The organism is Ruegeria sp. BG5, from assembly GCF_056538425.1.
In genome coordinates this window covers 325,829-340,414 of the sequence record NZ_JBQFTC010000002.1, presented here as the reverse complement: position 1 = coordinate 340,414, position 14,586 = coordinate 325,829, and the positions used below count along the sequence as shown (strand labels likewise).

The 14,586-nt window shown below is 58.7% G+C and carries 17 protein-coding genes and 1 pseudogene; 10 read left to right on the top strand and 8 right to left on the bottom strand.

The window, feature by feature from the left end:
* Together ACR0KX_RS12170 and ACR0KX_RS12165 are read right to left on the bottom strand one after the other, a co-directional pair.
* Window positions 1–239: pseudogene (locus tag ACR0KX_RS12170) on the bottom strand (hypothetical protein); the annotation flags it as partial.
* 54 nt (window positions 240–293) lie between these two features.
* On the bottom strand, window positions 294–974 hold the full coding sequence (locus ACR0KX_RS12165; protein ID WP_480708460.1) for a uroporphyrinogen-III synthase: 681 nt from the start codon (window positions 972–974) through the stop codon (window positions 294–296).
* Between the two features lie 130 nt (window positions 975–1,104).
* Between ACR0KX_RS12165 and tsaD the strand changes: the two genes are divergently transcribed.
* Genes tsaD through ACR0KX_RS12145 form a run of 4 tightly spaced genes read left to right on the top strand, consistent with a single transcriptional unit; the run spans window position 1,105 to window position 3,854 of the window.
* Window positions 1,105–2,202 (top strand): tRNA (adenosine(37)-N6)-threonylcarbamoyltransferase complex transferase subunit TsaD, encoded by a 1,098-nt coding sequence (tsaD, locus tag ACR0KX_RS12160; protein ID WP_480708459.1) that lies wholly within the window; start codon window positions 1,105–1,107, stop codon window positions 2,200–2,202.
* Window positions 2,199–3,161, top strand: coding sequence for an NAD(P)H-dependent glycerol-3-phosphate dehydrogenase (locus tag ACR0KX_RS12155; RefSeq protein ID WP_480708458.1), 963 nt, complete (start codon window positions 2,199–2,201; stop codon window positions 3,159–3,161). The genes tsaD and ACR0KX_RS12155 overlap by 4 nt, the downstream gene beginning before the upstream one ends.
* A 1-nt stretch (window position 3,162) precedes the next feature.
* On the top strand, window positions 3,163–3,432 hold the full coding sequence (locus ACR0KX_RS12150) for a YciI family protein (RefSeq protein WP_170453314.1): 270 nt from the start codon (window positions 3,163–3,165) through the stop codon (window positions 3,430–3,432).
* Window positions 3,432–3,854 (top strand): EVE domain-containing protein, encoded by a 423-nt coding sequence (locus tag ACR0KX_RS12145; protein WP_480708457.1) that lies wholly within the window; start codon window positions 3,432–3,434, stop codon window positions 3,852–3,854. Before ACR0KX_RS12150 ends, ACR0KX_RS12145 begins: the two co-directional genes overlap by 1 nt.
* Window positions 3,855–4,079: 225 nt before the next feature.
* On the opposite strand, the gene ACR0KX_RS12140 is transcribed toward ACR0KX_RS12145, so the two are convergent.
* Complete coding sequence (locus ACR0KX_RS12140) at window positions 4,080–4,421, bottom strand: DUF2853 family protein (protein ID WP_170453316.1); 342 nt, start codon at window positions 4,419–4,421, stop codon at window positions 4,080–4,082.
* Window positions 4,422–4,612: 191 nt separating this feature from the next.
* On the opposite strand from ACR0KX_RS12140, the gene ACR0KX_RS12135 reads away from it, so the two are divergent.
* Window positions 4,613–5,260 carry a DUF899 family protein gene (locus ACR0KX_RS12135; protein ID WP_170453317.1) on the top strand — a complete coding sequence of 216 codons (648 nt, stop codon included), beginning with the start codon at window positions 4,613–4,615 and terminating at the stop codon, window positions 5,258–5,260.
* A 14-nt stretch (window positions 5,261–5,274) separates the two neighbouring features.
* Here the strand turns inward: ACR0KX_RS12135 and ACR0KX_RS12130 are convergent, their stop codons facing one another.
* The 3 genes from ACR0KX_RS12130 to ACR0KX_RS12120 all read right to left on the bottom strand — a co-directional run bounded on the left by ACR0KX_RS12130 (window position 5,275) and on the right by ACR0KX_RS12120 (window position 7,841).
* Complete coding sequence (locus ACR0KX_RS12130; RefSeq protein WP_170623559.1) at window positions 5,275–6,021, bottom strand: extensin family protein; 747 nt, start codon at window positions 6,019–6,021, stop codon at window positions 5,275–5,277.
* Between the two features lie 13 nt (window positions 6,022–6,034).
* The gene (ahcY, locus tag ACR0KX_RS12125) at window positions 6,035–7,423 is read right to left on the bottom strand and encodes an adenosylhomocysteinase (RefSeq protein ID WP_480583191.1); all 1,389 of its coding nucleotides are present in this window, start codon (window positions 7,421–7,423) and stop codon (window positions 6,035–6,037) included.
* A gap of 103 nt (window positions 7,424–7,526) precedes the next feature.
* Window positions 7,527–7,841 (bottom strand): hypothetical protein, encoded by a 315-nt coding sequence (locus ACR0KX_RS12120; protein WP_170453319.1) that lies wholly within the window; start codon window positions 7,839–7,841, stop codon window positions 7,527–7,529.
* A gap of 206 nt (window positions 7,842–8,047) precedes the next feature.
* Here ACR0KX_RS12120 and ACR0KX_RS12115 point away from each other — a divergent pair, with 206 nt between their 5' ends.
* From ACR0KX_RS12115 to ACR0KX_RS12105, 3 genes are all read left to right on the top strand, one after another.
* Window positions 8,048–8,638, top strand: a complete 591-nt coding sequence (locus tag ACR0KX_RS12115) for an HD domain-containing protein (protein ID WP_170520835.1) — start codon at window positions 8,048–8,050, stop codon at window positions 8,636–8,638.
* 14 nt (window positions 8,639–8,652) lie between these two features.
* Window positions 8,653–9,369 carry a hypothetical protein gene (locus tag ACR0KX_RS12110; RefSeq protein WP_170520837.1) on the top strand — a complete coding sequence of 239 codons (717 nt, stop codon included), beginning with the start codon at window positions 8,653–8,655 and terminating at the stop codon, window positions 9,367–9,369.
* A gap of 355 nt (window positions 9,370–9,724) precedes the next feature.
* Window positions 9,725–10,213, top strand: a complete 489-nt coding sequence (locus tag ACR0KX_RS12105; RefSeq protein ID WP_480708456.1) for a CHAP domain-containing protein — start codon at window positions 9,725–9,727, stop codon at window positions 10,211–10,213.
* A gap of 44 nt (window positions 10,214–10,257) precedes the next feature.
* Here the strand turns inward: ACR0KX_RS12105 and ACR0KX_RS12100 are convergent, their stop codons facing one another.
* A complete protein-coding gene (locus tag ACR0KX_RS12100; RefSeq protein ID WP_050604676.1) occupies window positions 10,258–10,812 on the bottom strand; it encodes an ActR/PrrA/RegA family redox response regulator transcription factor in 555 nt (184 codons plus the stop codon).
* An 80-nt stretch (window positions 10,813–10,892) separates the two neighbouring features.
* Window positions 10,893–11,519 (bottom strand): SCO family protein, encoded by a 627-nt coding sequence (locus ACR0KX_RS12095; RefSeq protein ID WP_170453322.1) that lies wholly within the window; start codon window positions 11,517–11,519, stop codon window positions 10,893–10,895.
* Window positions 11,520–11,609: 90 nt separating this feature from the next.
* Here ACR0KX_RS12095 and regB point away from each other — a divergent pair, with 90 nt between their 5' ends.
* A complete protein-coding gene (gene regB / locus ACR0KX_RS12090) occupies window positions 11,610–13,007 on the top strand; it encodes a sensor histidine kinase RegB (protein ID WP_170453323.1) in 1,398 nt (465 codons plus the stop codon).
* Window positions 13,008–13,075: 68 nt separating this feature from the next.
* Entirely contained in the window at window positions 13,076–14,584 is a 1,509-nt protein-coding gene (locus ACR0KX_RS12085) for a PAS-domain containing protein (RefSeq protein WP_170623553.1), read from the top strand.
* The last annotated feature ends 2 nt before the right edge of the window (window positions 14,585–14,586 follow it).

Genomic DNA, 14,586 nt, shown 5'->3' with positions numbered 1-14,586 from the left:
GCTTCGGCTTCGGCTTCGGCTTCGGCTTCGGCTTCGGCTTCGGCTTCGGCTTCGGCTTCGGCTTCGGCTTCGGCTTCGGCTTCGGCTTCGGCTTCGGAAGTCAGGTCTTCGCTGGCGTCGTTCTGGTCAACAGCCGCGTCATCAGATTCGACAGTTGGATCGACAGTTGCGCCTTCGGCTACGTCGTCCGATTTCGGGGATTCCACCGGTTCCTGATCGGATTTCTTTTTGCCCGCCACCGTCACATTCCCCTTATCGATTCTAAAATCACCAGAACTACAGACTGGTCCAAGTTAATCTGCACCCGGCTCGCCCTCAACCCGCATCGCATGTTTCACAAGCTTTTTAACGGCTTTGCGCATTTTTACGGGCGTCGGCTCTTTGGCGATCTTCAGGCGCGTGTAGCCCAAGGATTTAAGGGGTTCCGCCGTTGCCTGGCTGATCGCGGCCAGCCAAAGGGGCGCGGTTCCGGCCCAGATGTCGGCAAATTGTCGCGCGGTCCGGGGTGAGAATATCGGCGCGATGATTGGCCGATCTGCGTTGCAAACCGCCAAAGCCTCGGCGCTCAGCGGTCGCAGATGTTGCTGGTACACCGCCTGTTCCCGCGTTGTGACACCCAGTTCCGTCAAACGCTCGGCCACGTTTCCACGGCTGTGTTCGCCGCGCAGATGCAACAGCGGGCTGTGCGGCCGGATCTGTAGCAGGGCCGCCACCAGTTCCTCGGCTGTGCCGCCAACCATCTGCGCCGCCCAGCCTGCGCCTTTGGCGGTTCCGGTCGTGGTCGGACCCACACAATAGGCGGGCAAATCGCGGCTTACCCCCATCGATGCCGCCGCGTTCACCGCATTGGCGGACGAGAAGATAAGCCCCTGCACGTCGGATGTTGAAACCTGCACCGGCAGCGGTTTGATTTCCAGAATGGGGGAATGGATGACGGTCACCCGTGATCTGGTGCGGGTCGGCAGCTGCGCCACAAACCTCTCCGAGGCAGCGCGCGGGCGTGTCATCAACAAATACAACGATCGGCGCCTTTGGCCTTGGGATTGTTTGCATCCGCGCAGGGTGGTACCCCGCTTGCCAATCATAATGCAACGGATCGTGCCAATGGTGCAAACACTTACCGTCCTTGGGTTGGAAAGCAGCTGCGACGATACTGCCGCCGCCGTGGTGCGCCAGACAGAGGGCGCGCGGGCCGAGATTCTGTCCTCGGTCGTGCATGGCCAGACCGAGCTGCACAGCGCCTATGGCGGCGTCGTGCCCGAGATCGCGGCACGAGCCCATGCCGAGAAGCTGGACACCTGTGTGGTGCAGGCGCTTACGGCTGCGGGATTGGGTCTGGGCGACATGGACGCCATTGCCGTAACCGCCGGGCCGGGCCTGATCGGCGGGGTCATGTCCGGCGTGATGTGCGCAAAGGGAATCAGTGCGGCCACCGGTCTGCCGCTGATCGGCGTGAATCACCTGGCCGGGCATGCGCTGACCCCGCGCCTGACCGATGGCGTATCATTCCCCTACCTGATGCTGCTGGTCTCGGGCGGTCATTGCCAATACCTGATCGCCCATGGCCCCGAGGCCTTCACCCGCCTTGGCGGCACCATCGACGACGCGCCGGGAGAAGCCTTTGACAAAACCGCCCGCTTGCTGGGCCTGCCGCAGCCCGGTGGTCCTTCGGTCGAGACCGAGGCGCGCTCGGGCGATCCCAAGCGGTTCCGGTTCCCGCGTCCCCTGCTGGATCGGCCCGGATGTGACCTGTCTTTCTCGGGGCTCAAGACGGCCCTGATGCGGATGCGCGATCAGATCGTGGCGGAAAAAGGCGGGCTGACCCGGCAGGACCGCGCTGATCTGTGCGCCGGGTTCCAACAGGCGGTTGTGGATACGCTGGCCGAGAAAACCCGTCGCGCGATCGGTCTGTATTTGGAACAAAACCCTGCCGATCCTGTGATCGCAGTGGCCGGGGGTGTGGCCGCAAATGCCGCCATTCGGACCTCGTTAGAGACTGTTTCTGCCGAACAAGGCGTTTCGTTCACCGCCCCACCGCTGGCCTTGTGTACCGACAACGCGGCGATGATCGCCTATGCCGGGCTTGAACGTTTTCGCACCGGCGCGCGGGACGGCCTGGACCTAACCGCCCGCCCGCGCTGGCCATTGGATCAAACCAGCCCGGCGATGCTGGGCAGCGGCAAGAAAGGCGCCAAGGCATGAGCGTTTCGGTACTGGGCTCTGGCGCGTTCGGAACCGCCCTTGCGATTTCTCTGGCAGGCAACGGGCCTGTCACCTTGTGGTCGCGCGACGCAGTGCAAGCCCGCGCCATGCAGGAGACGGCCGAGAACGCACAACGCCTTCCCGGTGTGCCTTTGCCGCCCCAGATCACGGTGACGGCGCAGATCGATCAGGCGTGCCAATCGGATTTGCTGTTGGTCTCGGTGCCTATGCAGCAATTGCGCGCGGCCTTGACCCAGCACCGAACGGCACTGGCGGGCAAAACCCTGGTCGCCTGCTGCAAGGGGATTGAACTGTCCACTGGTCTTGGCCCGGTGGCGGTGATCCGTGAAACCGTCCCGGATGCCCAACCAGCTCTGCTGACCGGGCCCAGTTTTGCCGATGACATCGCGCGCGGCCTGCCTACGGCGCTGACATTGGCCTGTGCAGACGCCGCTGCGGGCGAAGACCTGCAAGCCCGGCTGACCACCGCAAACCTGCGCCTTTACCGCACCACCGACACCACCGGGGCCGAGTTGGGCGGCGCGTTGAAAAACGTCATGGCCATCGGCTGCGGCGCTGCTATCGGGGCAGGGTTGGGAGACAGCGCACGGGCTGCCCTGATCACCCGCGGTTTTGCCGAGATGCAACGCTTTGCCGCCCAGCGCGGGGCGCAACCGGATACGTTGATGGGGCTGTCCGGGTTGGGCGATCTGGTGCTGACCTGTTCATCCGAACTGTCGCGAAACTATCGTTTTGGCCTGTGTTTGGGTCTGAATCAGCCGTTCGACAAGACCACAACAGTCGAAGGTGTCGCCACGGCCCGCGCCATGGCCAAGATCGCCAAAGCCGAGGGGCTGGACATGCCAATCAGCACAACGGTGGCGGAACTCAGCGACGGTGCCTACAGTGTAGCTCAGGCGATTCAGTCCCTGCTGGGTCGGCCGCTTAAGGAGGAATAGAATGCTCATCGCCCTGATCGCCAAAGACAAAGCTGGCGCGCTGCAAACCCGTCTGGACAACCGCGCGGCCCACCTGGCCTATATCGAGGAAACCGGCGTCGTCTCGCAAGCCGGGCCACTGTTGGAGCAAGAGGACATGATCGGGTCTCTGGTCATTCTGGATGTCGAGGACATGGCCGAGGCCAAAACTTGGGCCGAAAACGATCCCTATGCTTTGGCGGGGCTGTTCGAGTCGGTCGAGTTGATCCCCTGGAAACGGGTGATCGGCTGATGGCGTATTGGCTGTTCAAATCCGAACCTTCGACCTGGAGCTGGGATCAACAGGTCGCCAAGGGCGATGCGGGCGAAGAATGGGATGGCGTACGCAACTATCAGGCACGCAATTTCATGCGGCAGATGGCCGTGGGGGATCGCGGCTTTTTCTATCATTCGCAAAAGGACAAGGCGATTGTCGGCATTGTCGAGGTCTGCGCCGCAGCCCATCCCGACAGCACCACCGATGACGAACGCTGGGAATGTGTGGACATCAAGGCGGTGCGCCCGTTCGCCAAGCCCGTGACGCTGGATCAGATCAAAGCGGATGAGCGGTTGGCCGAGATGGTGCTGGTCAAAAACTCACGCCTGTCCGTGCAGCCTGTCAGCGATATGGAATGGGTTACAATCTGTGCTCTGGGCGAAACCCAAGCGGATTGAAGGTAAAAAAGGGAAGGCCCTGCACGGCGCAGAACCTTCCCTACCCCACGTGCTCCCTACTCACCACACGTGTATCGAAAATCTGGTTCTGACCGTCCTGGTCTCTGAATTGACCATAGCCCGATCCGCGACCGCGTTTCAAACGGCAAGTCCTTAGAATCCAATTCAAATGCAAAACGCCCGCCTTGGGGACAGGCGGGCGTTTGTAATCGTATTGTGCGGGGATCAACCGTAAACGGATTCTTTCCCGAAATGCTTGGTCAGCATGTAATAGACGACCGCGCGGTATTTGTTGCGCTCGGACATGCCATAGGTTTCCATGGCCTTGTTGATCGCTTCCATCAGCTCGGGACCGTCGGACAGGCCCAGTTTCTTGATCAGGAAGTTGTTCTTGACGGTCTCAAGTTCACCTTCCTGGCTGGCCGCCACTGTCGACGCATCCGCGTCATAGATCGCCGGACCGCAACCGATGGTGACCTTTGTCAGCAGGTCCATATCGGGGTCCATCCCACATTTGCCTTTCAGATCTTCAGCGTATTTGGCGATCAAATCGTCGCGTTTGCCCATGTCCCATTCTCCTTAATCCGTTGTCACGGCACTTTTCACCGATGCCCGAGAGACTAGCCTTGCAATGAGATTTCCCAAAAGGGAAAAATCACAAGGTTTCCCCCTAGGCCGAACTTTGCGGAACGCCGCGAATTGATTTTCGTGAATTTTTTATTTAACCTTTTTGTTAATTACGAATCCCGGAGGTCCTGATGCCCGTTTCCCTACCCAATGAAACCACCGCATATCGATCCGCTCGTAACGCGCTTCTGTCCGCCGAGCGGGACCTGAGAGCAAAGGTTGAAGAGGTCGCGGCCTTGCGCCGTGCTCTGCCTGTCGGGGGCAAGATCCCAAACGATTACGCGTTCCGAGAACTTACCGGCGAGGCCGCACCGATGTCGTCGCTGTTTAGCGACAAGGATACGCTGATCATCTATTCGCTGATGTACGGACCGGATGCGGAACGCCCTTGCCCGATGTGCTCGGCCTTTCTGGATGGGTTGAACTCTCAGATCCATCATCTGGCGCAAAAGGCATCGGTTGCGGTGGTGGCGCAGAACACGCCCGAAAAACTGTTGTCCCTCAAAGACAAGATGGGTTGGAATGCGCTCCCGTTATATTCCGCGCTTGGGACGCGGTACCAGAGCGACTATCTGGCCGAGACCGACGGGGGTGACCAGCTTCCCATCCTGAATGTCTTTCAGCGCCTTTCGGACGGCATTCACCATTTCTGGAGTTCCGAGCTGTTCTTTGAACCCAGCGATTGGCATCCCCGGCATGTGGATGCGGCATGGCCATTGTGGAATGTTCTGGATTTCACACCGCAGGGCCGTGAAGATTTCATGCCCTCCCTACGCTGAAACGGCGCGCTCGGCTATCGGCAATAGCCCCAGCCGGGCCCCTGAAGGTGAAAATGATCGGCATGCAAACGGTTGAAATCAGGGCCCAGCACCACGCGAAACCAATCACATGCACCGCGCCCGATCTGACGCAGAAAATCGGCCTCGGGGCCGGGTTCGGTCCAGTCGTCCAACAGGTTCAGCGCCCGTCCGTCGGCCAGGGTAACGCCTATGATGTCGATCGAATCCGCCGTGGCATGGCTGCTCCACCCGCTGTTTTCACCTTGGGCGGTGCGCATGCGGCGGCAGTTATAGCTGCCCAGATGGCGCAGGGACCGGACTGTGGTGCCCAGAATCTCCTGCGCGGCTGGCTGGACCACGTGATGTTCCCACATCGCCAGACGCAGGGCGGTGGTGCAGCGTGTCTCAACAAGCGCGACCTTGGCTGAGGTCAGTTGCGACAACGCGCCCCGACCGGCAATGCCGCAATTCTGATCAACGACCAGATCCTCCATCGGTTCAAACGCCGCGCCCGCGTCGGACAGGGCCGCCCGGCACTGCGCCTCATCCGCCAGCGCCCGGCTCAATTGGTATCTGGTAACTGGTGTGACCCGGGCTTTCACGGCCAGATCCCGCATCGGATTCCAATGCGATGGAACAGGCGATTGCGGATGGGACAGCAACAGATACCCGCCCGAACCAACAAGAAATAGAAATACGATGATCGAAAAGAAAGACGCCGCCAGATACGAAATCCGGCGGCGTCCTGTGCGTTTGCTCATACCCGATCCGCGATCAGTAGCGGTAATGCTCGGGCTTATAGGGGCCTTCCGGCGCAACACCGATATAGGCCGCTTGTTCATTGTCCATCTTGGTCAGCTTCACACCGATGCGGTCCAGATGCAGGCGCGCGACTTTCTCATCCAGATGCTTGGGCAGGATGTAGACCTTGTTTTCGTACTGGTCGCCTTTGGTGAACAGCTCGATCTGCGCCAGGACCTGGTTGGTGAAGGACGCCGACATCACGAAAGACGGGTGCCCGGTGGCGTTGCCGAGGTTCAGCAGGCGACCTTCGGACAGCAGGATGATACGGTTGCCCGAGGGCATCTCGATCATGTCCACCTGTTCCTTGATGTTGGTCCATTTGTGGTTCTTCAGGCTGGCCACCTGAATTTCATTGTCGAAATGGCCGATATTGCCGACGATGGCCATGTCCTTCATCGCGCGCATATGCTCGATGCGGATCACGTCCTTGTTGCCGGTGGTGGTGATGAAGATATCCGCGCTTTCGACTTCGTCTTCCAGCAGGGTCACTTCGAACCCGTCCATCGCGGCTTGCAGCGCGCAGATCGGATCAACTTCGGTGACTTTCACACGGGCACCTGCGCCACGCAGCGAAGCCGCCGAGCCTTTGCCCACGTCGCCATAGCCGCACACAACAGCAACCTTACCGGCCATCATGGTGTCGGTGGCGCGGCGGATGCCGTCAACCAGCGATTCCTTACAGCCATATTTGTTGTCGAACTTCGACTTGGTGACGCTGTCATTCACGTTGATCGCCGGGAAAGGCAGGTGGCCGTCTTTCACCAGCTGGTACAGACGGTTCACACCAGTGGTGGTTTCCTCGGATACACCCTGAATCTGGTCACGCATCTTGGTAAACCAGCCGGGGCTTGCTGCCATACGCTTGGCGATCTGCTTCTTGATCACCTCTTCCTCTTCCGAACCCGGAACGGGGATGATGTCCTCACCCGCTTCGGCGCGGGCGCCCAGCAGGATATACAGCGTCGCGTCGCCGCCATCGTCCAGGATCATGTTGGGGCCGTCCTCGAACAGGAAGGATTTGTCCAGATAATCCCAATGCTCTTCCAGCGTCTGGCCTTTGATGGCAAAGACCGGAATGCCCGCCTCGGCAATCGCTGCCGCCGCATGGTCCTGGGTCGAGAAGATGTTGCACGACGCCCAGCGCACATCCGCGCCAAGTGCTGTCAGCGTTTCGATCAGAACGGCTGTCTGGATGGTCATGTGCAGCGAACCGACGATGCGCGCGCCCGACAATGGCTTGCTGTCGCCATATTCCGCACGCAAGGACATCAGCCCCGGCATTTCGGTTTCGGCGATATCCAGTTCCTTGCGGCCAAACCCGGCCAGCGAAATGTCTTTAACGATATAGTCCCCGGCCATCTGGCGCTCCATTTTTCCGGTCAATCACACTTGGCTGCCCCTAACATCCCTTGGGGCAGGTGGCAATGTGGATGTCCGAAAACGGAGTGTTACGCCACTTTTATCAGCTTGGCGTGCCGTCAACTTTGACTTTCGGGATTGCTTCGAAAAAATCGGTGCCAACGGCGACAATACAGGAAATGCCGTTCGCCTGGGTCACCAAAACGGTATAACTGCCCGTTTCTTTTGAGGTCCAAACCTCCATGACCGACTGCGCGCCGCGTGTTTTCTGCAAACCGCCAAAAGCCAGCTCTTCCGAGTAACTCTTCTGCAATCTGTCAATCACATGCTCGCGCTCTGCACAGGTGCGAGCAAAGGCGGGCGGGGCCGTGGCGGCCATGCCAAAAGTCAGGGCAATTGCAAATAAACGCTTGAACATAACTTGCTCCTTTCACTTCGCGTTGCATTTGTGAGAGGCGCACACCGGGAGAAGCGTGTGCCCCCCTCGGTTTTTATGTCGGGATCGAGTGGTGATGTTTCAAAGCACGAACGCTCAAGAAAACGTTGGCAGCAAGTGATCCTGACAGGTACATCATAGCAGAAAAATACGATTTTAATGTGTCCCACTTCACAAGGCATGGCAGAATGGCAACACAACCCCGAGCATGGCAGAGGATGCTGTCAGGCCGCAGGCTGGACCTGCTGGACCCGACCCCGGTGGATATCGAGATCGAAGATATCGCGCATGGTCTGGCCTTTGTGGCGCGTTGGAACGGGCAGACAAACGGTGATTTCGCCTATTCCGTGGCCGAACATTCCTTGCTGGTCGAAGAGATTTTTGGCCGTATCGCCCCCAAAGCGCCCGCGAAATGGCGACTTGCAGCCCTGTTACACGACGCGCCGGAATATGTGATCGGCGACATGATCTCACCCGTCAAATCCGCCGTCGGCCCGGACTACGGCGCGCTGGATGACCGGTTGGCAGCAGCCATCCACATCCGGTTCGGCCTGCCTGCCGAAGTGCCGAAGACGGTGAAACGGCAGATCAAGAAAGCCGACAAGATCAGCGCCTGGATGGAGGCCACCCAGATCGCAGGGTTTTCCGAGGCTGAGGCGACGAAGTTCTTCGGTCGTCCGGATCGGGCGGTGATGGAGGGGCTGACGATCACGCTGAGACCGCCGGTTGAGGTAAGAGAAGCGTATGTGGCACGGCATAGCGCGTTGCTTGAGAGATAGTAGGAAGTTTCGAGATGAATAGGCTGTGTTTCACAGTGATTTTATTGTGCTGCCTTGCACTTACGGCATCTGCATCTCCAGAAGACGATGCGAAATATATCGCTAGCCAACGGTTTCTAGAAGAAGAAGTTCGCACGATGAGAACCAATGCTTCAAAGTATTATGTTAGGTACCTCGATAGTCTGTTGAGAAACCACAACATAAGAGTAAGAGATGCCGAGCGCCTCGAAATCCTTGTTCCTAATGAAATCACAGATGTTGCCATCGACGAGCAGCTTGACGATTTTGCGAAATCATATCTTAAGACATTCGATGCACAGCAATTAACCGAGATCAAATCCTTTTACCAAACCGGTGTCTGGCAAAAACTAAGAAGACTTAGTTACAAGGAGTGTAAGGCAGAGGCGGCAGACAGAATTGTTATTTCTCCTCTGGCTTGGGGATATGAAGAAACTAAAATCCGCCATTTTCTTTCACCTCAAGAGTTCAGGGATTTTCGATACTTCTTCGAAAGCGAAACCGGAAAGGCCTTCGGCGCGAGTTCTGAGCACCAAGTTTCTTGTAGTGATGGACTTATGACGACGGGCGTGTTTTCTCTACGAAGCGGTGAGGCGGCAATAAGAACAGAGTTTGTACTCAGCGCGCTCAAAACAAAGGGGCTTTTCTGGTTCTCCAACCCAATAGCTCGCAAGGATTTTATTGCAAAACTCGAGAGCGAGATAAAACACTAGTTGATCAAAAAGCGCGCTCAAGAGACAATAATCACCTACGACTACACGCCGCCAAATTCCACTACTATGTCCTGCATGCATTCTCAGACGTCGCGCCGTCTCGAACAAGCTGTGCCCATATCAGGTAGTCAAACACTTCGTTATTTTCCCCTTCTGGCCCGGCTATTGTCCTATTTGTGTAACAAAGAACCGGCGAAATCTTGCCACGAGCTGACAGACCTCTTTTCACAACACATCTGATCCCCCTAAAACTCACGTGTCTTCGAATGGACAGTGAAGATTCTTGAGCACCGGCATACGCAAAACAGACACGACTTGGCCGCGCTTGTCCGGCGCAGCCCGAACCGCAATTGCGGTGGGACTTTTGAGTCTGGTCTCTGCCTGCGCCCATGGTCCAAGCGATGAACAGCTCGATCCGGAACGTCAGTCAATGGCGCTGCGCGAGGTCTCGCAAAAGCAGTCTCGGGGGCAGAGGGTGTGGTGCGTGCCCTATGCGCGCGACCTCAGCGGTATCGAAATTCGCGGCAACGCCAAGGACTGGTGGGGCAAGGCGCGCAGTGGTTTCGCGCGGGGCAATGAACCGGTTGTCGGTTCGGTCATGTCGTTTCGGGCAACCCGCGGGATGCCGCTGGGCCACGTGGCAGTTGTGTCCGATGTTGTGACCGAGCGGGAAGTCATCGTGAACCACGCCAACTGGCACCGCAACAAGGTGTCGTTGAAGATGGGCGTGAGGGATGTGTCCAAAAACAACGACTGGACGCTGGTTCGGGTCGAAAGCCTTCCGGGTCAGTATGGCAGTTTGTACCCGGTGAACGGGTTCATCTATCCGAAGTCTGGCGAGTAGTCTTAAAGACTACCCTTTGAACAGACCAGTCAAAGCTCTGCTTTTTACCGAGGGCTACGCTTCGCCAAAATCCGCTGCAACGTCCGGCGGTGCATGTTCAGCCGCCGTGCGGTTTCCGAGACATTCCGGTCGCACAGCTCATAGACCCGCTGGATATGCTCCCACCGCACGCGGTCGGCGCTCATGGGGTTTTCCGGCGGCGGGGGCAGTTCATCACCCTTGGCCAGCAGCGCGTTGGTGATGTCGGTGGCGTCGGCGGGCTTTGACAGGTAATCCGTCGCGCCGATCTTCACAGCCGCCACGGCGGTTGCAATCGCACCATAGCCGGTCAGTACAACAACCCGGCTGTCGGGGCGTTTTTCACGCAGAACCTCGACCACATCCAGACCATTGCCATCCTCGAGCCGCAGATCGACAACTGCATAGGCGGGCGGACGGGCGGTAGAGATCGCGCGACCTGCGGCGACGGAACCGGCAGTTTCAACCTCGAACCCGCGCTTTTCCATGGCCTTGGCCAGACGTCTCAGAAACGGCTCGTCATCATCCACCAGAAGCAGGGATTTGTCAGGGCCGATATCAAGCTGAGAACTGTCTGCCATTCTTAGGTCTTTCCGCTATGTCATGCCGTTGGCTTGAACAAGAGTAATAGCAGCGCGGGAACAAAGGTCAAACAACCTTGTCAGGACGCGCCTTGATCGAGGAAACAGCCAACCTTGTCGGCCATCTGCTGGGCGGTGTCGTCGCGCTTGAAGAACTCCAGAAACCCATCCTCGGGCGTCACCAGATAGGTGAATGTCGAATGATCGACCAGATAGTATTCATCGCTTTTGTCATGGGCCTTGTAATAGGTCTTGTAGGCCTGACTGGCGGCCTTGACCTGTTCGGGCGATCCCGTCAGCGCGATGGTTTTGCCACCCAGGTTGAAGGCATAGTCGCCGACCACCTCGGGCGTGTCCCGATCCGGATCGATCGAGATGAACAGGGGCGTCGTGGAATACCCGCGCCCGGCCAGAATATCGACCGCCTCGGCGTTGCGGGACATATCGAACGGGCAGACATCGGGGCAGAAGGTATAGCCGAAATAAACCAGCGTCGGTTCGGTGATCACATCTGCGTCAGTCACCGTCTCGCCCTTGCCGTTGATCAGCTCGAACGGCCCGCCAATGGCCGCTGTACCCCCGGCGATCTGGCTGGATCGGCATTGCGCGAACTTGTCGTCCGAACCCGACCCTTGCGTCAAAAGCCACATGGCCCCAAGGCCAATAGCCAGAACAACGGTTGCGAGAACAGCATACAGGCGGGTCATGGCGATTATCCGTGCGCAAGGGGTTGTTGATCGTTTCGGCCGGGACACCTATCAAGATGAACAGCCGATGCAACAGGACATAATCGACCGATGGCAGATTCCAACCAGACGTTTTGGCGCGGCCAGGAGCGCAGCAGCTGGATCCGGCTGCGCACGCTGATCCTGTTGCGCTGGGTGGCCATCGTGGGGCAGATCACCGCGATCACCGTGGCCCAGCAAACCTATCACGTGCAGCTTGAGGTTGGGCTGTGCTATCTGGCCATCGGTGTTTCGGTCATGGGCAATCTGACCGCGATTTTCCTGTTCCCGCAGAACAAGCGCCTGACCGAATTCGAAAACTTCCTGATGGTGCTGTTCGACCTGATGCAACTGGCGTTTCTGCTGTACCTGACCGGCGGTCTGAACAATCCGTTTGCCCTGCTGTTGCTGGGGCCCGTCACGATCTCGGCCAATGTCATGAGCACGCGGTCCACTTTGATCGTTGGTGGCGTTGCCATCATTCTGGCCACCCTGCTGGCCGAATTTCACCTGCCCCTGCGCACCGATATCGGGCTGATTCTGCGCATTCCGGATATTCTTCTGTTCGGCAACTGGGCCGCGATCCTGATCGCCATCGTGTTCATCGGCGCTTATTCGCACCGCGTCAGTTCCGAGGTGCAATCCATGTCCGAGGCGCTGTCGGCCACCCATATGGCGCTGGCGCGTGAGCAGAAACTGACCGATCTGGGCGGTGTGGTTGCCGCTGCCGCACACGAATTGGGCACGCCACTGGCCACGATCAAACTGACCAGTTCCGAGTTGATCGAAGAGCTGGATGACCGACCCGATCTGAAAGAAGACGCCGCGTTGATCCGCGAACAGGCCGACCGCTGCCGCGATATCCTGCGCGATATGGGCCGGGCCGGGAAGGATGACCTGCATCTGCGGCAGGCCCCGATCTCGACCGTGGTGCATGAGGCCGCGGAACCGCATATCGAGCGCGGCAAGATGGTTCACTTCGCCGAAGGCCCGGCACAGGATGGGGACGTGCAACAGCCCTCGATCCTGCGCAAACCCGAGATCATTCACGGCCTGCGTAACCTGATCCAGAACGCGGTGGATTTCTCGCGCGCCAATGTCTGGGTCGAGGCGCATTGGACCACGGATCAGATCACCGTCAGCATCATGGATGACGGTCGCGGCTACCCCTCGCACCTGATTGGGCGGATCGGGGATCCGTTCATGCGCCGTCGCCGGGCCGAGACCGATCAGCGCGCCCGCCCGGAATACGAAGGGATGGGGCTGGGCCTGTTCATCGCCAAGACCCTGCTGGAACGCAGCGGGGCCGAACTGGAATTTGCCAACGGATCGGACCCCTATCAGCACCTGTCCGACAACCCAGCCCACAAGGGTGCGATTGTGCGAGTGTCCTGGCCGCGCAAGCTGATTGACGCGCAAAAGGGCGACACGCCGGTGCCCTCGGGCAGCAACCAGCACATCCAGGTCTGAATTAACAGACCGTTAACCAATCAGAGCCATAGTCTGATCCCAGCATTTGTTCCGGCATGGGGTTTTCTATGGCTGACTGGATCATCCTGGCCACAATCAGCCTTGTATCGTGCTGTCTGGCCATTCAATGGCTGCTTCCGCGCCGCGCGCGCCGGGATGACAGCTATGGGATGTTTTCGAACGCCTCGCTGTTTGACGCGGTGTTTCTGTTCGACGGGGACCGGCTGATCAGCCATTCCGATATCGCGCTGGCAGGGTTCGAGCAGGTGGGAGATTGGGACGGGCTGCGCCGCTTGTTGCAGCGGGACTTCCCCAACTTTCCGGAAACGCCGGATATCGTGCGCGATCAGGGAAATCTGGTGGTCTCTGCCATCGATTGCACGGTTGAACGAGAGGTTCTGTGCGAATGGATCGACGGAATTGTACGGGTGCAGTTGCACGAACCTGCGAAATCATCCGAAAGCCAACTGCGCGATCCGAACGATCCGATCCGTCTGGCGATGGATCAGGCCCCCTATCCGGTCTGGCTTTGGGGCCACAAAAACCGGGTTACGTGGTGCAACGCCGCTTATATCGCGCTGGCCCGCAAGGCGCGCGGTCAGGACGTGGATCTGACTGCGCCACTGTTTCCGACCCAAAAGGGTGACCCAAGACCTGCCGGGAAAACCCGCATCCCGATTGATGTTGTCGGCAGCGACAGTCAGTTTTGGTTCGACCTGACCCAGATCGAACATGACGAGGGCTGCCTGTGCTATGCCATGGACGTCAACGCGATTGTCGAGGCGGAAACCGCCCAGCGCAAATTCGTGCAGACTATGACCAAGACCTTTGCACAGCTCTCCATCGGTCTGGCCATCTTTGACCGCAACCGTCAGCTGGCCCTGTTCAACCCGGCCCTGATCGACCTGACCACCCTGCCCCCGGATTTCCTCAGTTGCCGTCCCAGCCTGTCCAGTTTCTTTGACCGGCTGCGGGATCAGCACATGATGCCGGAACCCAAGAATTACCGGTCGTGGCGCAAGCAGATGAACGATCTGCTCGAGGCGGCAGAGGATGGGAATTATCAGGAAACCTGGTCGCTGCCGTCCGGCTCGGTCTATTCCGTCAGTGGCCGTCCACACCCCGATGGGGCCGTCGCCTTTCTGTTCGAAGATATTACAGCCGAGATTACCCTGACCCGCCGATTCCGCGCGGAAATGGACCTGATGCAATCGATTCTGGACAAGCTGGCAGATGCCATTGCCGTCTTTGCGGATGACGGCACGCTGGCGCTGACCAACTACGCCTATCAAAAGCTTTGGGGCGATGCCGATGATGCAGGATTCCACAGCGACTCGGTCATGGATGTGACCCGCAAATGGCAGGAGCGTTGTGTCGCCACGCCCATTCTGGGCGAGATCCGGGATTTCGTTGAAATGCGCGACAACCGGGCCGAATGGTCGGCTGAGATTGGGATGCGCGACGGCACCAAACTGGATTGCACGGTAACCCCAATGCAGAACGGCGCGACCATTGTGCGCTTTGCCTGTGACGCCGCCGTGCTGGACCGAACTCCAATCCAGCAAATCAGCGCCTGAAC

Bases quoted from the DNA above. Each gene is read 5' to 3' on its own strand.
- ACR0KX_RS12110 (WP_170520837.1), top strand. From the start codon at position 8,653: ATGAATAGGCTGTGTTTCACAGTGATTTTATTGTGCTGCCTTGCACTT.
- ACR0KX_RS12100 (WP_050604676.1), bottom strand. From the start codon at position 10,812: ATGGCAGACAGTTCTCAGCTTGATATCGGCCCTGACAAATCCCTGCTT.
- ACR0KX_RS12135 (WP_170453317.1), top strand. From the start codon at position 4,613: ATGCCCGTTTCCCTACCCAATGAAACCACCGCATATCGATCCGCTCGT.
- ACR0KX_RS12095 (WP_170453322.1), bottom strand. From the start codon at position 11,519: ATGACCCGCCTGTATGCTGTTCTCGCAACCGTTGTTCTGGCTATTGGC.
- regB (WP_170453323.1), top strand. From the start codon at position 11,610: ATGGCAGATTCCAACCAGACGTTTTGGCGCGGCCAGGAGCGCAGCAGC.
- ACR0KX_RS12130 (WP_170623559.1), bottom strand. From the start codon at position 6,021: ATGAGCAAACGCACAGGACGCCGCCGGATTTCGTATCTGGCGGCGTCT.
- ACR0KX_RS12145 (WP_480708457.1), top strand. From the start codon at position 3,432: ATGGCGTATTGGCTGTTCAAATCCGAACCTTCGACCTGGAGCTGGGAT.
- tsaD (WP_480708459.1), top strand. From the start codon at position 1,105: ATGGTGCAAACACTTACCGTCCTTGGGTTGGAAAGCAGCTGCGACGAT.
- ahcY (WP_480583191.1), bottom strand. From the start codon at position 7,423: ATGGCCGGGGACTATATCGTTAAAGACATTTCGCTGGCCGGGTTTGGC.
- ACR0KX_RS12150 (WP_170453314.1), top strand. From the start codon at position 3,163: ATGCTCATCGCCCTGATCGCCAAAGACAAAGCTGGCGCGCTGCAAACC.
- ACR0KX_RS12115 (WP_170520835.1), top strand. From the start codon at position 8,048: ATGGCAACACAACCCCGAGCATGGCAGAGGATGCTGTCAGGCCGCAGG.
- ACR0KX_RS12140 (WP_170453316.1), bottom strand. From the start codon at position 4,421: ATGGGCAAACGCGACGATTTGATCGCCAAATACGCTGAAGATCTGAAA.
- ACR0KX_RS12085 (WP_170623553.1), top strand. From the start codon at position 13,076: ATGGCTGACTGGATCATCCTGGCCACAATCAGCCTTGTATCGTGCTGT.
- ACR0KX_RS12120 (WP_170453319.1), bottom strand. From the start codon at position 7,841: ATGTTCAAGCGTTTATTTGCAATTGCCCTGACTTTTGGCATGGCCGCC.
- ACR0KX_RS12155 (WP_480708458.1), top strand. From the start codon at position 2,199: ATGAGCGTTTCGGTACTGGGCTCTGGCGCGTTCGGAACCGCCCTTGCG.